Genomic DNA, 17,723 nt, shown 5'->3' on the forward strand with positions numbered 1-17,723 from the left:
TTGTCCCCATCGCAGGAGGCCGCCCCATGGCTTAAGCTATCGAAAAGAGTAATTATTCGAACCGCCCACCAACGGAGAACCATGAACAACCAGTCCCGGATCACCTACAAGCGCTCACTTGCGGCATTGGGCGCCAGTGCAGCACTTGCCCTGGCACTCACCGGCTGCCTCCCCGGCGGCGCCCCTGTCGAGCCGGTCGCGGCAAGCACGGCTGCGCAGAAAGACTCCCCTGCCCCGCAGGAGTCCGAGGCTTCGCAGGAACGTGGCGGCGACGACGACGCCAGTCCCACAGCCAAGGAAACGGCCAAGAAGACAGCAAAGGAAACGGACAAGAAAGCGGACGAGGAATCCGCTGCGCCGGCACCGGCAGACACTCGCGAGCTGACCGCCCCAGGCACCAAGCTGAAGTTTGGTGAGGTTGCCTACACCCACAGCAACTCCGGCGACAAGGACACGGACGAGTACAAGGAAGCCACGTACGAGACCAAGGTCACCAAGATTGTCGCGGGCAGCGAAGCAGATCTGGCTGAATTCAAGGATGCCGCCAAATTTGCCGGGCAGACGCCGTACTACGTTTTCACCGACGTGACACTGACGTCGCTGTCGCGCCCGTCGGCAGGCATCGGCGATCCCCGCATCACTGCGCAGCTGAAGGACGGCTCCGACGCCCAGAAGCTCATCGTTTTTGGCAGCATCGGCGACTGCGAGGATGGCACTTTTGAGACCGAGGGCGAAGACGACGACTTCAGCTACGTCGTGGGCTCGAGCAAATCAATGTGCAGTGTGTTCCTGGCCCCCGCCGGTGATGAAATCACAGCTGCCAGCTATGACGACTCGAACTTCAGCTACGACAGCTACAACGACAACGAGTACTACGACGCCCCGATTGTGTGGAGCGACTAACCACTTCCCTTGAACGGGTGTTTCCGGTGTCAGCACCGGAGGCACCCGTTTTTTCGTCTGACGGCAAGTTCCCGAAAACGTGTGTCCACCGCAACCGCAGCGAAACTTTTTGACGGCGCTGCACCGTCAGACTTACGCTTGTCCCACGTGCTGGGCCCTCATCCGGGCTGGCACCCTTGACGGACTCATGCACCTAGGAGACAAAATTCCGCTTCACCTCGTTTTGAGGTAGGCAGTCTGGACGTGGCCTGCAACCATACCCAGCATCACAACTCCCTCGGCCCGTCATCACCGGGCCCCTCCCCCAGGGGAAAATTATGAAATCAAGAATTGCGGCCCTCGCGGCTGCCTGCACATTCGCCATGATTCTCAGCGCCGGACCCGCACTGGCCCATTCGGACAACAACCCAGGTCACAACGCCAACAACAGCTCGTGGCACAACAACACAGGTCACGGCAACAACTCGGGCCACGGCCACCACCAGCCGTCGCCAGTTACCGAAGTGGCATCGCAGTTGGTCAGCCCACTGAAGGTGGCTTTTGGCCCGAGGGGCAGTTTCCTTGTCGCCGAATCCTTTGCCGGCCAGCTCACCAGCATTTCAGCCAAGGGAGTGAAAACCACTGTGGTGAGCGCCCCCGGGCAGGAAATCGCAGGCGTCTCCTATCAGGACCGGACCACCTACTACTTCAACAATGACCAGGGCACCGGTCCGGAACCGGGCGGCGCGCTGCTCCCGGCCAGGCTCATGCAGATCGACCATCGAGGCAACACCCGCCAGATCACCGACCTGGCCGATTTCGAGGCGGCCAACGACCCCGACGGCAGTACCGTATATGGTGTCCGTGACGCCGCTCCCGAATGCCTGGCTTCGGCACCCTACATGCAGTCACTGGGAGAGTTGTACTCGCACCCGTATTCCTCCGCGCCAGCCAACAATGGCGTGTATGTGGGCGATGCCGGAGCCAACGCCATCCTGTTTGTGAACAAGCGCGGCAACGTCAAACTCGTCAAGGCGGTGCCGGCAGAGGCCATTACGATTGACGCCGCACTGGTCGCCGTTGCGGCCGAAGCGGGCATGGTGGTTCCGGAGTGCATGATGGGCCTGAAATACTACGCCCAAGCCGTGCCAACCGACATCGAGGTCAGCGGCCAGTGGCTGTACTACACTGTGCTTCCGGGCGTTCCAGGCGAGTCCCTCGGCGTCGGCAAGGCCTACCGGGTAAATCTGCACAGCGGCAAGACCCAGCTGCTCGCGCAGAACCTCTCCGCACCGACAGGCATCGCTGTTGACCGCAACAACAACGTCTACGTGGCCCAGCTCATGAGCGACGGCGTGAGCCAAATCAAGCACGGCAAGGTCAGCAATGTGTTCCCTGCCATGATGGCCTCCGACGTTGAAGTCAGCGGCAACACCATGGCCATGCTCACCAACGCCTTGGCGGACACGGGAGGCAGCCTCATCACCAGGGGCGTCCGCTAACCCCTTTGAAGCACGACGGCGGCCGGTGGCCCCTTTCGCGAGAATAGGCACCGGCCCCGTCGTGCTCCGTGCGGAATGCACAAGGGACGGCGTTTGCGGCAAAAGACGGCAGTCCAACACCCGCCCTTTGCGCAAGCACCGTCCCTTTTCGATCATGGGGCAAAGGTCACCCGCGAGCTTTAAGCCAGGGTTCAGCGTGAGACGCGGGTGCTGCCACCAGCCGTCCAACAGCACACGACGACGACGGGAGGCCACCTTTCCTCTGAAAGGGGCCTCCCGCCGTCGTGCTTTGGGTTACGCTTCTTCGGCGTCGTCCTCGTCTGACTTGTACGGATCAGCTTCGCCGGCGAACTCCGCGTTGGCGGAGATCTCTGCCAGCTTGGCGTCGCGTTCCTTGGCCACACGCAGGAGCGCTTCCAGGTTCGAGGCATTCTCGGGGATCTCGTCGGCAATGAATTCAAGGGTGGGTGTCAGCCGAACCGTGATGTTCTTGCCAACTTCGGCGCGGAGCACGCCCTTGGCGCGTTCCAGTCCGATCTTGGCCTCGGTGCCTGCCGTCTCGTCACCAAATACCGTGTAGTAGATGGTGGCGTGCTGCAGGTCGTTCGTGACCCGTGCATCGGTGACGGTGATGCCTTCAACGCGGGGGTCCTTGACCCTTGAGCGAAGGCCCTCGGCCACCACGACCTTGATGCGCTGTGCCAGTTTGGACGCGCGGGCTGAATCAGCCATGATGAACTCCTTAATGATGGAAAGACTGTCGATGGTTCATAAACCATCTTAGGGAATGAAAAGCCGGCCGGGCGCCCCTGCGGACGCCCGGCCGGCTTGCCTGAAATGCTGTCGTGCACCCAGTGCGGGGGCCCCGCTGGCTGGCTCGCTCAGCGAGCCGGTCAGCGGGAGCGCTTGGGGCCTAGACCCGCGGCTTTTCGCGCATTTCGAACGTCTGGATGATGTCCTCGGCCTGCAGGTCGTTGAACGAACCCAAACCGATACCACACTCGAAGTCGGTACGGACTTCGGTGGCGTCATCCTTGAAGCGCTTGAGCGAGTCAACCGTGAGGTTGTCTCCGATGATCTTCCCGCCACGAAGCACACGTGCCTTCGTGTTGCGGCGGATCGTACCCGAGCGGACGATGGAACCAGCGATGTTGCCGTGCTTCGAGGAACGGAATACTTCGCGGATTTCCGCGGTACCCAGTTCTGCTTCCTCGTATTCAGGCTTGAGCATGCCCTTGAGAGCGAGCTCAATGTCATCGATGGCGCCGTAGATGACCGAGTAGAAGCGCATGTCCACGCCTTCACGGTCAGCCAGCTCTGCAACACGCTCAGCAGGCTTGACGTTGAAGCCGATGATGATGGCGTTGTCCACTGTGGCCAGGTTGACGTCGTTCTGCGTGATGGCACCCACACCGCGGTGGATGACGCGCAGCTGCACACCTTCGCCAACATCGATCTTGAGCAGCGAGTCTTCCAGTGCCTCAACGGCACCGGAGACGTCACCCTTGAGGATGAGGTTGAGGGTGTCAACCTTGCCGTCTGCAACGGCCTGGTCGAAGTCTTCCAGGCTGATGCGCTTGCGGCGCTTGGCCAGCGCTGCGTTGCGGTCAGCTGCTTCACGCTTTTCAGCGATCTGGCGGGCCGTACGCTCGTCGCCGGTGACGAAGAACGTGTCACCTGCACGGGGAACGTTGGACAGACCCAGAACCTGGACCGGACGTGAGGGCCCGGCCTCGGTGATGGCGTCACCGTTCTCGTCAAACATGGCACGCACACGGCCGTGGGCGGTGCCGGCAACAATGGTGTCACCGACGTGCAAGGTGCCTGACTGCACCAGGACTGTTGCCACGGAACCGCGGCCCTTGTCCAGGTTGGCTTCAATGGCGATGCCGCGGGCGTCCTTGTTCGGGTTGGCGCGCATGTCCAGGGCAGCGTCGGCTGTCAACAGCACAGCTTCGAGGAGTTCCTCGATGTTGACGCCGTTGCGGGCCGACACGTCGATGAACATGGTGTCGCCACCGTACTCTTCCGGAACCAGGCCGTACTCGGTCAGCTGGCCGCGGATCTTCTCCGGGTTGGCTGATTCCTTGTCGATCTTGTTCACTGCAACCACGATCGGCACGTTCGCTGCCTGGGCGTGGTTGAGCGCCTCGATGGTCTGCGGCATGACGCCATCATCAGCGGCAACCACCAGAACGGCGATGTCGGTGACCTTGGCACCACGGGCACGCATGGCGGTGAACGCCTCGTGGCCGGGGGTGTCAATGAAGGTGATCTTGCGATCTGTACCTTCGTGCTCGTGCACGATCTGGTAGGCACCGATGTGCTGGGTGATGCCACCGTGCTCGTCGGCGACGACGTCGGACTTGCGGATTGCATCCAACAGTCGTGTCTTACCATGGTCGACGTGACCCATGACCGTGACTACTGGAGGGCGAACTTCAAGGTCTTCGTCGCCTTCAGCCTCAAGCTCGGCGTCGAAGTCGATGTCGAAACTGCTCAGCAGTTCGCGCTCTTCGTCCTCGGGGGAAACAACCTGGACCTTGTAGCCCAGCTCGGTGCCCAACAAGGCGAAGGTGTCTTCGTCCAGTGACTGGGTGGCAGTGGCCATTTCACCAAGGTGGAACAGGACTGTCACCAGAGCTGCCGGGTTTGCCTCGATCTTGTCGGCAAAGTCGGAGATGGAAGCACCACGGCGCAACCGGATGACCGAGTTGCCGTCGCCGCGGGGAACGCTCACGCCACCAAGTGAAGGAGCACTCATCTGCTCCAGCTCTTGGCGCTTGGCACGCTTCGACTTGCGCTGCTTGCCACGACCGGCGCCGCCCTTGCCGAAGGCGCCCTGGGTGCCGCCGCGACCGCGGCCGCCCTTGCCAAAGCCACCACCGGCGGGAGCTCCGCCTGGCGCGCCGCCCGGTGTGGCACCGGGAGCACCTGGACGGCCGCGACCCGGGCCACCGGGACGGTCGTTGCCGCGTCCGGGCGCCGCAGGGCGCTCGGTGCGGTTCGGCATCATGCCGGGAGTGGGACGGGCAGCACCGCCGGGGCGCGGAGCACCCGGACGGGGACCACCGGCACCGGGGGCACCAGCCGGACGCGGTGCGCCCGGACGGGGTGCACCGGCACCTGCACTGGGGCGTGGACCGCCCGGACGCGGGCCGCCTGTGCCAGCCTCGGCATTGCGGGGAGCTCCTGGACGGGGCATGCCCTGTGAAGGCGCGAAGGGATTGTTCCCTGGCCGCGCTGCACCTGCACCGGCCGGGCGGGGTGCGCGGCTGTCGTTGCGGTTGTCGTTGCGGTTCTCGCCACGCTCGGAGCGGTTGCCTGAACGCGGCATGCCCTGGGAGGTGGCGAACGGGTTGTTGCCGGGGCGCGGGGCGCCCGGGGTTCCAGCCTTTGCAGCCGGTGCCGGGGCAGCCGGAGCAGCGGGTGCGGCCGGTGCCGGGGCAGACTCAGCAGGCGCCGGGGCTGCCGGCGTTTCCGCAACAGGTGCGGCAGCAGGTGCCTCCGGAGCAGCCTTCGCGCCGGGCTTTGCACCGGGGGTCGCAGCCTTGGGCCCGGGAACAGCAGCGCCGGGGGTGGCCGGGGTGGCCGCCTTCGGGGTTGCCGCAGCCTTGGGCGTGCTCGTCTTGGGTGCTGCCGTCGCAGGCGCAGCCGCAACGGGAGTGGATTCGGCAGATTTTGCTGCCACGGGGAAAGCGTCGCGAAGCTTCTTCACGACGGGGGCCTCAATGGTGGAGGATGCTGAACGAACGAATTCGCCCAACTCCTGCAGTTTGCTCACTGCTTCTTTTGAGGTGATGCCGAGCTCTTTTGCAAGCTCGTGTACGCGGGCCTTGGCCACATTACTCCTGTCTCGGCCCGCACCGGACAGGTACGAACCGCTTAATTCTTACTGCAACATTCCACGTCGGAATGGGCGGTATGAGAGAGCACAAAGATGCTCATTTTTGGGCACTCATCGCTGGGTACTCATCGGGTTTCCATCGGTTTTCTGACCCGCTTTCACAAAGGGACAATTAGGTTCGTACTGCTTGGCCTGCCAGAAGCGGCAAACCATTTTGTGCAAACGCCTCAACGTCGTGGACATTGGTGACACCCGGAAGGGCCCTGCCAATGGCGCGGCGCTTGATCGCCAGCTTCCAGCATTCCTCGCTGGGGTGCAGCCAAGCTCCCCGGCCAGGCGTACGACGTCGTAAATCAACTAACGCCACTGTTTCACCAGAGTCGTTGGTTGACCGGACAATCCGTACAAGCCGAAGCCGTCCCGCAGCTTTCCTGCATCCGATACATGTCCGTACAGCTTCGCTGGAACCAGCAGTTCCGTTGTGCGCATCAACTGCTTGCGCTGCAACTGCTTTCTTTGCCAACTGTGCTGTACCTTCGGGTATTTTTGGATGTCAGGGCAGTTTCGGGCCCGGCTCTTCCCAGTCTACCGCGCAGCTGCGCCGCAGACCTAAACCGCCACGGCGTCGGAGACGATGTCGATGCGCCAACCCGTGAGCTTGGCGGCCAACCTGGCATTCTGCCCTTCCTTGCCAATGGCCAAGGACAGCTGATAATCAGGCACAACGACACGCGCAGAGCGCAATGCCTCGTCGATGATGGTGACTGAAATCACCTTGGACGGAGAGAGCGAGTTGGCGATGAAAATCGCCGGATCCTCATTGAAATCAACGATGTCAATCTTTTCATCGTGGAGTTCGGTCATGACGGCCCGAACACGGGAACCCATCTCACCGATGCACGAGCCCTTGGCATTGACGCCCGCCTTGTTGGCCTGGACGGCAATCTTGGTGCGGTGGCCGGCTTCACGGGCCAGCGCCACGATTTCAACTGTGCCGTCGGCGATCTCGGGAACTTCCATTTCAAAGAGCTTGCGCACGAGGCCGGGGTGGGAGCGTGACAGCGTGATCGACGGGCCCTTGAGTCCGCGATGTACTTCCACAACGAAGGTGCGGATGCGGTTGCCGTGGCGGTAGTCCTCGCCGGGCACCTGCTCGTTGGGCGGCAGCACGCCTTCAACAGCACCAAGGTCAATCTGAATCATGTTCGGGTTGTTGCCCTGCTGGATCTGCCCGGCGACCAGTTCGCCCTCCTTGCCACGGAACTCACCCACAACAGCATCGTCCTCAGCGTCGCGCAGACGCTGCAGGATGACCTGACGGGCGGTACTGGCGGCAATGCGGCCAAAGCCCTTCGGTGTGTCGTCGAACTCACCGATGGCATTGTCATCGTCGTCAAGCTCTGCCGCCCAAATGGTGACGTGGCCGCTCTTGCGGTCAAGTTCGGCACGGGCCATATCGTGGGCGCCGGTCGACTTGTGGTAGGCCATCAGCAGTGCCTGCTCGATGGTGGGAATCAGCACATCCAACGGGATCTCCCGTTGGCGCTCCAGCTCGCGAAGCGCGCTCATATCAATATCCATGGTCAGTTTCCCTCTCCATCGACCGCGTTGCCGCTTGTCGGTTCAAATTCCAAATCGAGCTCCGCCTCATCCAGGCGAGCAAATTCCAGTTCCACAACACCACGGCGGATCACCGCAAACAAAACCTTTTCAGGCTCACCTTGTTTGGCCTTCATGCCCTTCTTCACCGGAAGTTCAGGCCGGAAAAGCACGCCGTCCTCTTCCACTGCCAGAATGCGGCCCATGAAGTTCTCCCGATCGGACGCGTTGACCTTGGCCATGCGGCCCAACGCGCGGCGCCAGTGGCGGGGCTCGGTCAAGGGGCGGGTTGCGCCGGGAGAGGAGATTTCCAGATCGTAGGCTGCGCCGTCGTCGTTGGGATCGGCGTCCATGGCATCGGAGAGTTCCCGTGAAATCGAGGAAATCGCGTCGAGGCCCACGCCGCCGGCTTCATCTTCCGGCAGGTCAACAACGATGGAAACAGTGCGGTGGGCACCTGCAAAGTGCACCTTGACCTCTTCCAGGTACAGGTTCGCGGCTGTAACCGTGGGGGCAAGGAAGGCCTGAAGTCTTTGCGCTTCGGCGCTGGCGTCAGCTGCTGAGGGCGAATTCCCTGAGCGTGCGGTCATTTTGGACCTGTCCGGCTTCGTCATAAAACGCACGCCTCCCTATTGATGTTGTTGTAGTTATACAGACTACCGAGTTTCCACCTGTGCTGCTGAACCGATCAGGTGTGAGTATGAACGCATTGCGCCCCGATTCCACCAGCGGTCGCCGGACATTGTGCACCGTACAAGGCACTCGTGAGATGATCAACAGTTGTGACCAATCCAGATTCCCAGGCCGGGCCAGAAACGACCCTCCCTTCCAATGACGCTGCAGCCGCCGACAAGCCTGCGGGCACCAGTGGGCGCAAGGGTCCCCGCCGTGCAACAGCCCCCGCGGGAGCGCCGGCCAAGACCGCGGTGACGGCCCCCGCCCTGCTTGTCATCAGCGCCGACGGCATGATTGTGCCCACCTCCCCTGCCGTCCCTGCTGGGGCTGGAAGCAATGGGGCTGGAAACATTGCGGCAGGGAACGTTGCGGCTGTGAAGTCAACGGCAGAAGTCGCTGAGGCAGCAAAGACGGACACCGACTCGGCCTCGGCCAACAAATTGCCGACGGCTGGACTCCCCGCCGAGGATGTAACGGTCGACGACGAAAGCGCCAAAACAGTACCCGCGACCGACCGTACCAACGCAGCTCCCGATGTTGACGAAAAAGATACCCCGTCAACCGCCGGTGATTCTGCTCTTCCGGACCCGACCGCGCTGGAAGTGTCGGACGAGCCTGACGAGCCTGACGAGCCTGACGAGCCTGAAACAACTGTGGATGCAGGACCGGAACCAGCCTCCGAGTCGGCTGCAGGCCCCGCAACAGCCGCCGTCGCCGCGGCTGTTGCCCGTGAAAAACCAAGCAAAGCTGAGTCCCCCACTACCGGAACCCCTGATGGTGAAGCCGAGTCCCCCACTACTGGAACCGGTGATGGCGGGGCCGGAACCCGTGAGGCAGCGGCTCTTGCGTCGGATGCACCTGGCGACGAGGACTCCTCGCCGCTGCCCGACGACAACCAAACAGACACCCCGCACACCGACACAACACCAGCTGACACCACTGCAGAGAGTCAGACCGCAGAGGATCAGGCCCCGCTGTCGCGGCGCGAAAGACGGCTGGCGGAACAACGGCTGGACTCCGGCGTCGAACCGGGAGAGAGCGCATCCGCGGCGCTGACCACGGGCGCAACGAACCCTGCGACGGACACAGCGAAATCGGGCACAGCTGCGGACGCACAAGAAGCTTCAGAGCCTGACGACACCACCGACAGTGATTCCGCAGGCAGGGCCGCCCGTCGCCCCACACCGGTCAAGAAGCGTAACCGGGCCGTGGCCTTCCTCCGCGGACTGTTCTTCCTGGTGGTGATTTCTGCCCTGGTAGTTGGCATGGGAACTGTGCTCACCGGCAACGAGGAGGCAGCTGTTGGCCCTTCCCAAACGGAGCAACACCGACAGTCAGCGTGGGACGCAACCACTGCACTGCTGGCCCAAAGCACAGCGCTGGCCAACTCCACCGATGACACCAAGACTCGGGAGGTCCTGGACCGGGCCGTCAAGGATCTGGAGGTTCAGGCTGCTGCGCTGGGCGACGGGCTGCCGCCCAACACCGCAACGCCCACACCAACGGCAACCACCGGAACGCCGCCCACCGCGGCCCAACTGGCCCTTGCACTGTCCACCAGTGGCGGTGAACTCCTGGACAGCTCACTGACAGCCGAGCACGCCATGGGCAGGGTGTTTGCGGCCGCGGGAACCAGCCAGCTGCTGCTGGGGCAAAACCTCAGCACAGCCGCCGGAAGCACGCCAGCAGCGACGACGTTCCTGCCCGCCCGCATCGACTTCCGGGCTCCCGAGGGACCACCGTGCAAGTCAACTCTGGAGCCGCGCCCCGGAGCCACCATCGATGCCGCGCTGCGTGCCGCCGCGCTGGCCGAACAGAAGGCCGTCTACGCCTACCAGGTGTCCACCACCAGGTTTGCCGAACCGCAGTTCAGCAAGTCAGCAGACTTGCTGGAGCGGCACCAGGCAAAGTTGGCTGTGCTCAACGCCGAGCTTCAAGTCCGTTGCCTGCCGCTGGCGACCACGGTGGCGGGGTTTGACCTCGATCCGACGTTCACCACGACTCCCAAAACCGCCTTGGCCGGCTTGGAAGCCGAGTTGAGCGGCGTTTATGCCGACCTTGCCGCGCTCAGCACGGTCCTGCCCGATGATGCCGCCGCAACTGCAGCTCCTGGTGCCGCAGCTGCCGCAACCCCGGCGCCGGCAAACACCACAATGCTCCGCGAGATCTCGGTGACATGGCTGCTCGATTCTGCACAGGCACAGGTCGGCTGGGGCGGTACTCCCCCTGCGTTGGCTGGGATGCCCGCGGAATCAACGCCGGCCGGACCCGCGACGCCGTAGCAGCGCCGTAGCTGCGCCACAGCAGCCCCGTCCCAGCTCCGCTTCAAGCTCCCGGCTCCGCCAAAACTTCATTTTCCGCTGCCCGTGTATAGGGCAGCCATGCCTCAGCGAGGACATCCTTTCCTTGCTGGCGGCATAAACAACCCGGTACTTTGCTTGAATCATGAAGCGAGCAGAAGACCTGAGACGTGCACGGGCACAGTCAACAACGGGGGAAATCGCCCAGCGGCTGAATTGGCTGCGGGCAGGGGTGCTGGGCGCCAATGACGGAATAGTGTCAGTGGCGGCAGTGGCCGTCGGCGTTGCCGGCGCAACCGAGGGAACAGGGCCCCTCCTGACCGCAGGCCTGGCCGCATTGGTCGGCGGCGCGGTCTCCATGGCCCTGGGCGAATACGTATCCGTGAGCAGCCAGAGCGACAGCCAAAAGGCCATGATCGCAAGGAAGAAGCTCGACCTGGAGCGGGCCCCGCAGGAAAGCCTGGCCCACCTGGCAAGGGCCTACGAGCACAAGGGCCTCTCCCCCGCCACAGCAGTCCTTGTCGCCAACGAACTGACCGGGCATGACGCACTTGGCGCCCACCTGTCGGCTGAGCTCAACCTCGACGCGGACGACGTCGTCAGTCCCTGGCATGCGGGCTTCGCCTCGGCCATCGCCTTCACCCTCGGCGCCATTCTCCCGCTGCTGGCCATTCTCCTGCCGCCCGAAAACATCCGCGTCCCCGTCACCTTCGTGGCGGTGCTGCTCGCGCTGGGCATCACCGGTTGGATTGGTGCCACGATCGGTGGCGGTTCGCGCACCAAGGCGGCGGCCCGGGTCGTGCTCGGCGGCGCAGTGGCCCTGGCGGCCACATTCGCCATAGGCAGCCTGCTGGGGTCAAGCGGACTCGTTGGTTAGCGTTTTTCCCGGACGACGTCGGACTGCCCGGCCCGGGTGCCGGCGGTAAGCTCGGGGTGTGTCCATGAGAGTCGAAATTCCCGAACCGCTGCGGTTGCGGCACCGCCAAACCCTTGCCGGCCGTGCCTGGCTGGGTCACCTTCCCGGGTTTATCCACCAAGCCCTTGGGCAGTGGCAGCTGACGCCGGACCTGCCGGCCGGCGGACTGCCGTGGCACGGGAACACCGGGATTGTGGTTCCGGTGCTTTCCCTGGATGGCACGGCTGCCGCGTTGAAGATTGCGTTCCCCCACGAGGAGGCGCTCTTGGAGCCTGTTGCGCTCACGCTCTGGGACGGGCGTGGAACCGTGCGGCTGCTTGCAAGCGACGAGAGCCTCGGGGCCATGCTCCTCGAACGACTTGATGACAGCAGCTCCCTGCTGGAGCTGCCCATGGCTGAGGCCATCCCGGCGTGGGGCGGGGTCGTGCGGGCCTTGGGCATTCGACCCGACGGCCGCAGCCAGTGGCAGCGGATCCCGCACATTGCGGCCACCGCCGAGAGGTATTGCGACGAACTGCCGCAGCGCTGGGGCGAGCTGGCCGAACCGTTCCCGCGCTGGCTGCTCGAGGCTGCCCTGGAAGTCTGTCAAACCCACGGCGCCGTGGCCCGCCGCGGCAGCAGTTCCGATGTGTTGGTCCACACCGACCTGCATTACATGAACATCCTGGCCCGGCCAGGCACGAATACGTACTTGGCCATCGACCCGCAAGCCCAGGTGGGGGATGCCGAATTTTCACTCGCGCCCTGCCTCTGGAACCGGCTCCGGGACCTGCCGGCCCGAAACGCGGAAGCCGGGCTCCGCCGTCGTGCTTCACTGCTGGCGCAGGCCGCCGGACTCGACGAAGACCTTGCCGTCCAGTGGACTGTGGTGCGGGAAGTGGAAAATGCGTTGTCTTATTTGGAAGAGCCCGGCAGTGGTGGCGACGCCCAGCGTTCCCTGTGGGTGGCCAGCACCATGGCGGGTAAAACACTCCCCGGGCTGCCGGACGCGCACGGGCTCAAATCCTTGTACTGAGCCCGCACCGGCCCCTGGACCGACCACATGGAGGAGGTTAGTGGTGCAGGATGTTTTCGGTCCAGACGTCCATGCCGAGCTTGATGATCAAGACCGTGACGACGACCAGGAACACGATCCGGATGAACTTGCTGCCCTGTTTCACGGCAGTTCGGGCACCGAGGTAGCCGCCGGCCATGTTCGCCGCCCCAAGAAGGAGTCCCACGCCCCATAGCAGCGAACCGTGTGGCAGGAAGAACATCAAGGCGCCGGCGTTGGTCGCCAGATTGACGATTTTCGCCTTGGCGCTGGCCTCCAAGAACGCGTAGCCCATCAAGCTGACCATCGCGATGACAAGGAACGATCCCGTGCCCGGTCCGATCAGGCCGTCGTAAAAGCCGATCAACAACCCAATGCAGCAGGCCACAACATAGTGTTTGCGGCCTGAATGGCGCAGGGCGGTGAGCTCGCCAAGACTGGGTTTGAAGGCGGTGAAGAGCAGCACTGCGACCAGGGCTGCGACGATGATCGGTTTGAATACGGAACCCGGCAGGCTGGCTGCCACCACGGCCCCGCCCAGACTGCCGGCAAGGGCAACGCCGGCCATGGGCAGGGCCGTGCGCATGTCCGGCTTCACCCGCCGGTAATACGTGGCGGAGCTGGTGGCCGTACCGAAAATCGACCCCATCTTGTTGGTCGCCAATGCCTGCACGGGCGTGATTCCCGGAACCATCAACATCACCGGAAGCTGGATCAGTCCGCCACCACCGACCACGGCGTCAATCCAGCCGGCGGCGAAGCCAGCCACAATGATCAACAGGATCGTGGCCAGCGTGATGTTCTCAAAACCGGAAATCATGGGGTCCTATCCACTACGTCGGCGGTGTGTCGCCAGCTGCCGCCGGCATCCCCTCGCAGGCAGTAAGATTTTCCGCCCGTTCCTCGTACCTCGGCCCGTACGGGGTGAGAGATTTCCAAGGGTTCCCTGCTGAGCTTGCGAAGCGAGGGAAGGAAATCACGCCATCCCTGCTCCGGGGATACCGGCTGTTACGGGCGGCGCGCCCAGATTGCGGCCCGGCGCAGGGGTCTGGGCCCGCAGCGGGGATGGATTCTTAGCGCGTGGTCCGAGGAACGAGGAACGCGCGAAAGAATCTTACTGCCCGCGAGGGCTCAGACCCCGGAGCCGGGTCGGGGTCGCAAGCTGCCTACTGCTGGTCGAGGATGTACTTCACAGCGTCGGCCACTGCCACATTCTCGGCAACGCCGGTGACCCGGTTCTTGATTTCCACGACACCGTCCACCAGTCCGCGGCCGACGGCCAGGATGGTGGGGACGCCGATCAGTTCGGCGTCGCCGAACTTCACGCCGGGGGAAACCTTGGCACGGTCGTCGTAAATGACTTCCAGTCCTGCAACTTCCAGATCAGCGGTGAGTTGTTCGGCCGCCTCGAAGATCTCGGCACCGCGGCCGACAGCAACGACGTGGACGTTCGCCGGAGCCACGTTGGCGGGCCAGATCAGCCCCTTGTCGTCGTGGTTGGATTCGGCCAGGGCAGCCACGGCACGCGTGATGCCGATGCCGTAGGAGCCCATGGTGACAACGGCAAGCTTGCCGTTCTGGTCCAAAACCTTCAGTTCCAGCGCCTCGGCATACTTGCGGCCCAGCGCGAAGATGTGCCCCATTTCAATGCCGCGGGCCGCTTCCAGCGGACCGGATCCGTCGGGGGCCGGGTCGCCTTCACGCACCTGGGCGGCCTCGATGGTGCCATCCCAGCTGAAGTCACGGCTGGCAACGAGGCCGAAGGCGTGCCTGCCCTGTGCATTGGCGCCGGTGATCCAGCTGGTTCCGGAGACCACACGGGGGTCCACCAGGTACAGAATCTTGGTGGCTGCCTCGGCACCCAGCACTGCCTCATCGAGTGAGAGTCCCGGCCCGATGTAGCCCTTGATGAGTCCGGGGTGTTTCTTCAAGTCAGCCTCGTTGGCTGCCTCAACCCCCACTTCGCCACCAATTGACAGGTGGACGCCGATGTTGGCTTCGATGCGCTTGAGGTCAACGTCACGGTCGCCGGGCAGGCCCACAACCACGATCTGGCGTTCGCCGGTGGGCAGGTCAATGGCCAGCACCACGTTCTTCAGCGTGTCGGCGGCACCCCAGGTACCTTCCGCCCGTGGTGCCACCTCGTTGGCTGCGGCCACGAGCGTGTCAATGGTGGGTGTGTCCGGGGTGTCCCGGACAACGGCAGCAGGTGCGCCGCTGAAGTCGATCTCCGCCGGCACAATCGTGGTGACAGCCTCGACGTTGGCTGCATATCCGCCGGGTGAGCGGACAAAAGTGTCTTCGCCCACGGCCATCGGATGCAGGAACTCTTCGCTTTTGGACCCGCCCATGGCACCGGCGGTGGCCGCGACCGGCACGATGTCCAGACCCAGGCGCGCAAAGATCCGCAAGTAGGCACCCCGGTGGGCCATGTAGCTGGCGTCCAGTCCGGCGTCGTCAATGTCAAAGGAATACGAATCCTTCATGATGAACTCGCGCCCGCGCAGCAGGCCGGCGCGGGGACGGGCCTCGTCGCGGTACTTGTTTTGGATCTGGTACAGGCTCAGCGGCAGGTCCTTGTACGAGGAGTACAGGTCCTTGACCAGCAGCGTGAACATTTCCTCGTGGGTGGGGGCCAGCAGGTAGTCGGCCCCCTTGCGGTCCTGCAGGCGGAAGATGCCGTCGCCGTATTCCAGCCACCGGTTGGTGACCTCGTACGGTTCCTTGGGCAGCAATGCCGGAAAATGGACCTCCTGGGCGCCGATGGCGTCCATCTCTTCGCGCACGATGACTTCAACCTTGCGCAGCACGCGCAGGCCCAACGGGAGCCAGGTATAGATGCCCGGCGCCGCCCGGCGGATGTAGCCGGCACGCAGCAACAGCTTGTGGCTGTCCACTTCGGCATCGACGGGATCTTCCCGCAGGGTACGTAAAAAGAGTTTGGAAAGGCGAAGTGCCACGGGCAGGTTTTCCGTTTCTAGAAGGTGATGGGTGCCGTCGTGGATAGCGACGGACAGGTACCAATCTACCGGGTCAGGAGGGGTGCTGGCACACCCGATCCGCGGCGGGCATTGTGGGCGTGTCGCGGTGCTGGACAGCACACTGCCCCGGGTCTAGTTTGAAGTGACATGTTCACCCGCCGGCAGCTTTGGAGCCAGGATGTCACACCGAGCAGCATTGCCCTCCCCCGAGCCCCCTTTCGCACCCGTTCCTGCTGATCCTTCAGGCATGAACGGGCCCGTGAGCGTAAGTGTCGAGGGCCTGCGTGTCGAGCGGGGCAAGGCCACAGTGCTGGCCAATATCAGCGCCAACATCCCGCAGGGGCGCATCACCGGCCTGCTGGGTCCGTCCGGCAGCGGCAAGACCACGCTGATGCGGGCCATGGTGGGCGTCCAACGCATCAGTGCAGGCACGGTCACGGTCCTTGGCCGCCCGGCAGGCGATCCCCGGAACAGGAACGACGTCGGCTACGTCACCCAGGCTGCCAGCGTGTATCGGGACCTGAGCGTCATCGACAATGTGCGGTATTTCGGGTCCGTGCACGGCGGCAGTCGTGACGAATCGCACGCCGTTCTGGCCGCCGTCGGGCTTTCCGAACTGGCAAAGCGCAAGGCGGGGGACCTGTCCGGCGGCCAGTTCAGCCGGGTGTCCCTGGCCTGCGCGCTGGTGGGCAAGCCGCGGCTTTTGGTCCTGGACGAGCCGACGGTGGGCCTGGACCCGGTGTTGCGGGCGGACTTGTGGTCGCAATTTGGGGTCATGGCCTCCGAAGGGACGACGCTGATCATTTCCAGCCATGTCATGGAAGAGGCGGCGCACTGCGATTCGTTGCTGCTGCTGCGGGACGGGATGCTGCTCGCACAGCTGACGCCCGCGCAATTGCGTGAAAACGGGCGGACGGACGACCTGGAACTTGCCTTTCTGCGGCTGATCCGCGAATCGATGGAGGCCGACGGCGGCTCCTCCGTTCGTTCCCGTGACAGTGGTGGTTCCCGCCCGCCCGGGGGCTCCCGCGGCAGGGAGGCCTCATGAACCTCAAGATGATGTGGGCCACCTGCACCCGGGTGCTGCGCCAGCTCAGGGGCGACCCGCGCAGCATTGGCATGATCCTGGTTGTCCCCGCCGTGCTGCTGGCGCTCGTGTACTGGCTGTACCAAAATGAGGCGCTGGCCCCCGGCATGCCACGGACCTTTGACCGGGTGGGGCTGATGATGCTGGGCATTTTCCCGTTCGTGGTGATGTTCCTTGTCACCTCCATCACCATGTTGCGGGAACGGACCTCGGGAACGTTGGAGCGTCTGCTCACAACACCGATCCACAAGGCCGACCTCCTGTTCGGCTATGCCCTGGCATTTTCGATCATGGCCGCGCTGCAGGCATTGGTGGCCACGGGGACTGCGTACTGGGTTTTTGGCATGAAGATCGACGGCAATGCCGGGTGGGTGGTGTTGATTTCGGTGCTCACGGCGGTGCTGGGTGTGGCGCTGGGCCTGCTGTGTTCGGCGTTCGCGACCACCGAATTCCAGGCCGTCCAGTTCATGCCTGTGGTGGTGATTCCACAGATTCTCCTGTGCGGGCTGTTTGTGGCCAGGGACCAGATGAACGCGGTGCTGGAGGCAATCTCAAATGTGCTGCCGCTCAGTTACGCCGTGGACGGCCTGCAGGAGGTGGCTGCCCACACGGAGCCGACGGCCGCGCTGGCCACGGATCTGGTGGTCATTGGCTCGTTCGTGGTGGCAGTCCTGCTCCTCGCCTCCCTGACCCTGCGGCGCCGGACAGCCTGACCCGTGAGCGGGCCAGCATTGCTTGGGCCAGCATTGCTTGGGCGCGCCCGCTTCTGCCCGGCCGGTCCGGACACGCGTTTCCCCGGGGCATGGGTAGCTCTGCCCATCGCGCAGTCCCCGCAGCTCCCCTAACGTTGAGGTCAATGAGTCTTGACATTCCGAGTGCAGGAATCAACGACCGCTGAGAC

General features: G+C 63.8%; 14 protein-coding genes. 7 read left to right on the forward strand and 7 right to left on the reverse strand.

Annotated features, from left to right (window positions below; translation table 11 throughout):
* Positions 1–81 precede the first annotated feature (81 nt).
* Both ACT3TS_RS00350 and ACT3TS_RS00355 read left to right on the forward strand, forming a co-directional pair.
* Positions 82–903, forward strand: a complete 822-nt coding sequence (locus tag ACT3TS_RS00350; protein WP_444529505.1) for a hypothetical protein — start codon at positions 82–84, stop codon at positions 901–903.
* 317 nt (positions 904–1,220) lie between these two features.
* A complete protein-coding gene (locus ACT3TS_RS00355; protein WP_444529506.1) occupies positions 1,221–2,384 on the forward strand; it encodes a ScyD/ScyE family protein in 1,164 nt (387 codons plus the stop codon).
* Positions 2,385–2,678: 294 nt separating this feature from the next.
* On the opposite strand, the gene rbfA is transcribed toward ACT3TS_RS00355, so the two are convergent.
* The 5 genes from rbfA to rimP all read right to left on the reverse strand — a co-directional run bounded on the left by rbfA (position 2,679) and on the right by rimP (position 8,444).
* Positions 2,679–3,116: a 30S ribosome-binding factor RbfA gene (gene rbfA, locus ACT3TS_RS00360; protein WP_444529507.1), complete on the reverse strand. Its 438-nt coding sequence runs from the start codon at positions 3,114–3,116 to the stop codon at positions 2,679–2,681.
* A gap of 181 nt (positions 3,117–3,297) precedes the next feature.
* Positions 3,298–6,228, reverse strand: a complete 2,931-nt coding sequence (gene infB / locus ACT3TS_RS00365; RefSeq protein ID WP_444529508.1) for a translation initiation factor IF-2 — start codon at positions 6,226–6,228, stop codon at positions 3,298–3,300.
* Positions 6,229–6,403: 175 nt separating this feature from the next.
* Complete coding sequence (locus tag ACT3TS_RS00370) at positions 6,404–6,754, reverse strand: YlxR family protein (protein ID WP_444529509.1); 351 nt, start codon at positions 6,752–6,754, stop codon at positions 6,404–6,406.
* An 86-nt stretch (positions 6,755–6,840) separates the two neighbouring features.
* On the reverse strand, positions 6,841–7,812 hold the full coding sequence (gene nusA / locus ACT3TS_RS00375; RefSeq protein WP_444529510.1) for a transcription termination factor NusA: 972 nt from the start codon (positions 7,810–7,812) through the stop codon (positions 6,841–6,843).
* A gap of 2 nt (positions 7,813–7,814) precedes the next feature.
* Positions 7,815–8,444 carry a ribosome maturation factor RimP gene (gene rimP / locus ACT3TS_RS00380; protein ID WP_444529629.1) on the reverse strand — a complete coding sequence of 210 codons (630 nt, stop codon included), beginning with the start codon at positions 8,442–8,444 and terminating at the stop codon, positions 7,815–7,817.
* Between the two features lie 168 nt (positions 8,445–8,612).
* Here rimP and ACT3TS_RS00385 point away from each other — a divergent pair, with 168 nt between their 5' ends.
* The 3 genes from ACT3TS_RS00385 (at position 8,613) to ACT3TS_RS00395 (ending at position 12,736) form a co-directional block, all read left to right on the forward strand.
* Positions 8,613–10,787 (forward strand): DUF4439 domain-containing protein, encoded by a 2,175-nt coding sequence (locus ACT3TS_RS00385; RefSeq protein WP_444529511.1) that lies wholly within the window; start codon positions 8,613–8,615, stop codon positions 10,785–10,787.
* 163 nt (positions 10,788–10,950) lie between these two features.
* The gene (locus tag ACT3TS_RS00390; protein WP_444529512.1) at positions 10,951–11,682 is read left to right on the forward strand and encodes a VIT1/CCC1 transporter family protein; all 732 of its coding nucleotides are present in this window, start codon (positions 10,951–10,953) and stop codon (positions 11,680–11,682) included.
* Positions 11,683–11,746: 64 nt separating this feature from the next.
* Positions 11,747–12,736, forward strand: a complete 990-nt coding sequence (locus ACT3TS_RS00395; protein ID WP_444529513.1) for an aminoglycoside phosphotransferase family protein — start codon at positions 11,747–11,749, stop codon at positions 12,734–12,736.
* A 37-nt stretch (positions 12,737–12,773) separates the two neighbouring features.
* Here the strand turns inward: ACT3TS_RS00395 and ACT3TS_RS00400 are convergent, their stop codons facing one another.
* Positions 12,774–13,574, reverse strand: a complete 801-nt coding sequence (locus tag ACT3TS_RS00400) for a sulfite exporter TauE/SafE family protein (RefSeq protein WP_444529514.1) — start codon at positions 13,572–13,574, stop codon at positions 12,774–12,776.
* A gap of 346 nt (positions 13,575–13,920) precedes the next feature.
* A complete protein-coding gene (locus ACT3TS_RS00405; RefSeq protein ID WP_444529515.1) occupies positions 13,921–15,714 on the reverse strand; it encodes a proline--tRNA ligase in 1,794 nt (597 codons plus the stop codon).
* Between the two features lie 268 nt (positions 15,715–15,982).
* Between ACT3TS_RS00405 and ACT3TS_RS00410 the strand changes: the two genes are divergently transcribed.
* Both ACT3TS_RS00410 and ACT3TS_RS00415 read left to right on the forward strand, forming a co-directional pair.
* Complete coding sequence (locus ACT3TS_RS00410; protein WP_444529516.1) at positions 15,983–16,783, forward strand: ABC transporter ATP-binding protein; 801 nt, start codon at positions 15,983–15,985, stop codon at positions 16,781–16,783.
* Complete coding sequence (locus ACT3TS_RS00415) at positions 16,780–17,535, forward strand: ABC transporter permease (protein WP_444529517.1); 756 nt, start codon at positions 16,780–16,782, stop codon at positions 17,533–17,535. The genes ACT3TS_RS00410 and ACT3TS_RS00415 overlap by 4 nt, the downstream gene beginning before the upstream one ends.
* Positions 17,536–17,723 lie beyond the last annotated feature (188 nt).

The sequence above is a fragment of the Specibacter sp. AOP5-B1-6 genome (genome assembly GCF_052376555.1).
Lineage (GTDB): Bacteria > Actinomycetota > Actinomycetes > Actinomycetales > Micrococcaceae > Specibacter.

Bases quoted from the DNA above. Each gene is read 5' to 3' on its own strand.
- ACT3TS_RS00395 (WP_444529513.1), top strand. From the start codon at position 11,747: ATGAGAGTCGAAATTCCCGAACCGCTGCGGTTGCGGCACCGCCAAACC.
- ACT3TS_RS00390 (WP_444529512.1), top strand. From the start codon at position 10,951: ATGAAGCGAGCAGAAGACCTGAGACGTGCACGGGCACAGTCAACAACG.
- ACT3TS_RS00415 (WP_444529517.1), top strand. From the start codon at position 16,780: ATGAACCTCAAGATGATGTGGGCCACCTGCACCCGGGTGCTGCGCCAG.
- ACT3TS_RS00400 (WP_444529514.1), bottom strand. From the start codon at position 13,574: ATGATTTCCGGTTTTGAGAACATCACGCTGGCCACGATCCTGTTGATC.
- rimP (WP_444529629.1), bottom strand. From the start codon at position 8,444: ATGACGAAGCCGGACAGGTCCAAAATGACCGCACGCTCAGGGAATTCG.
- nusA (WP_444529510.1), bottom strand. From the start codon at position 7,812: ATGGATATTGATATGAGCGCGCTTCGCGAGCTGGAGCGCCAACGGGAG.
- rbfA (WP_444529507.1), bottom strand. From the start codon at position 3,116: ATGGCTGATTCAGCCCGCGCGTCCAAACTGGCACAGCGCATCAAGGTC.
- ACT3TS_RS00350 (WP_444529505.1), top strand. From the start codon at position 82: ATGAACAACCAGTCCCGGATCACCTACAAGCGCTCACTTGCGGCATTG.
- ACT3TS_RS00355 (WP_444529506.1), top strand. From the start codon at position 1,221: ATGAAATCAAGAATTGCGGCCCTCGCGGCTGCCTGCACATTCGCCATG.
- ACT3TS_RS00410 (WP_444529516.1), top strand. From the start codon at position 15,983: ATGAACGGGCCCGTGAGCGTAAGTGTCGAGGGCCTGCGTGTCGAGCGG.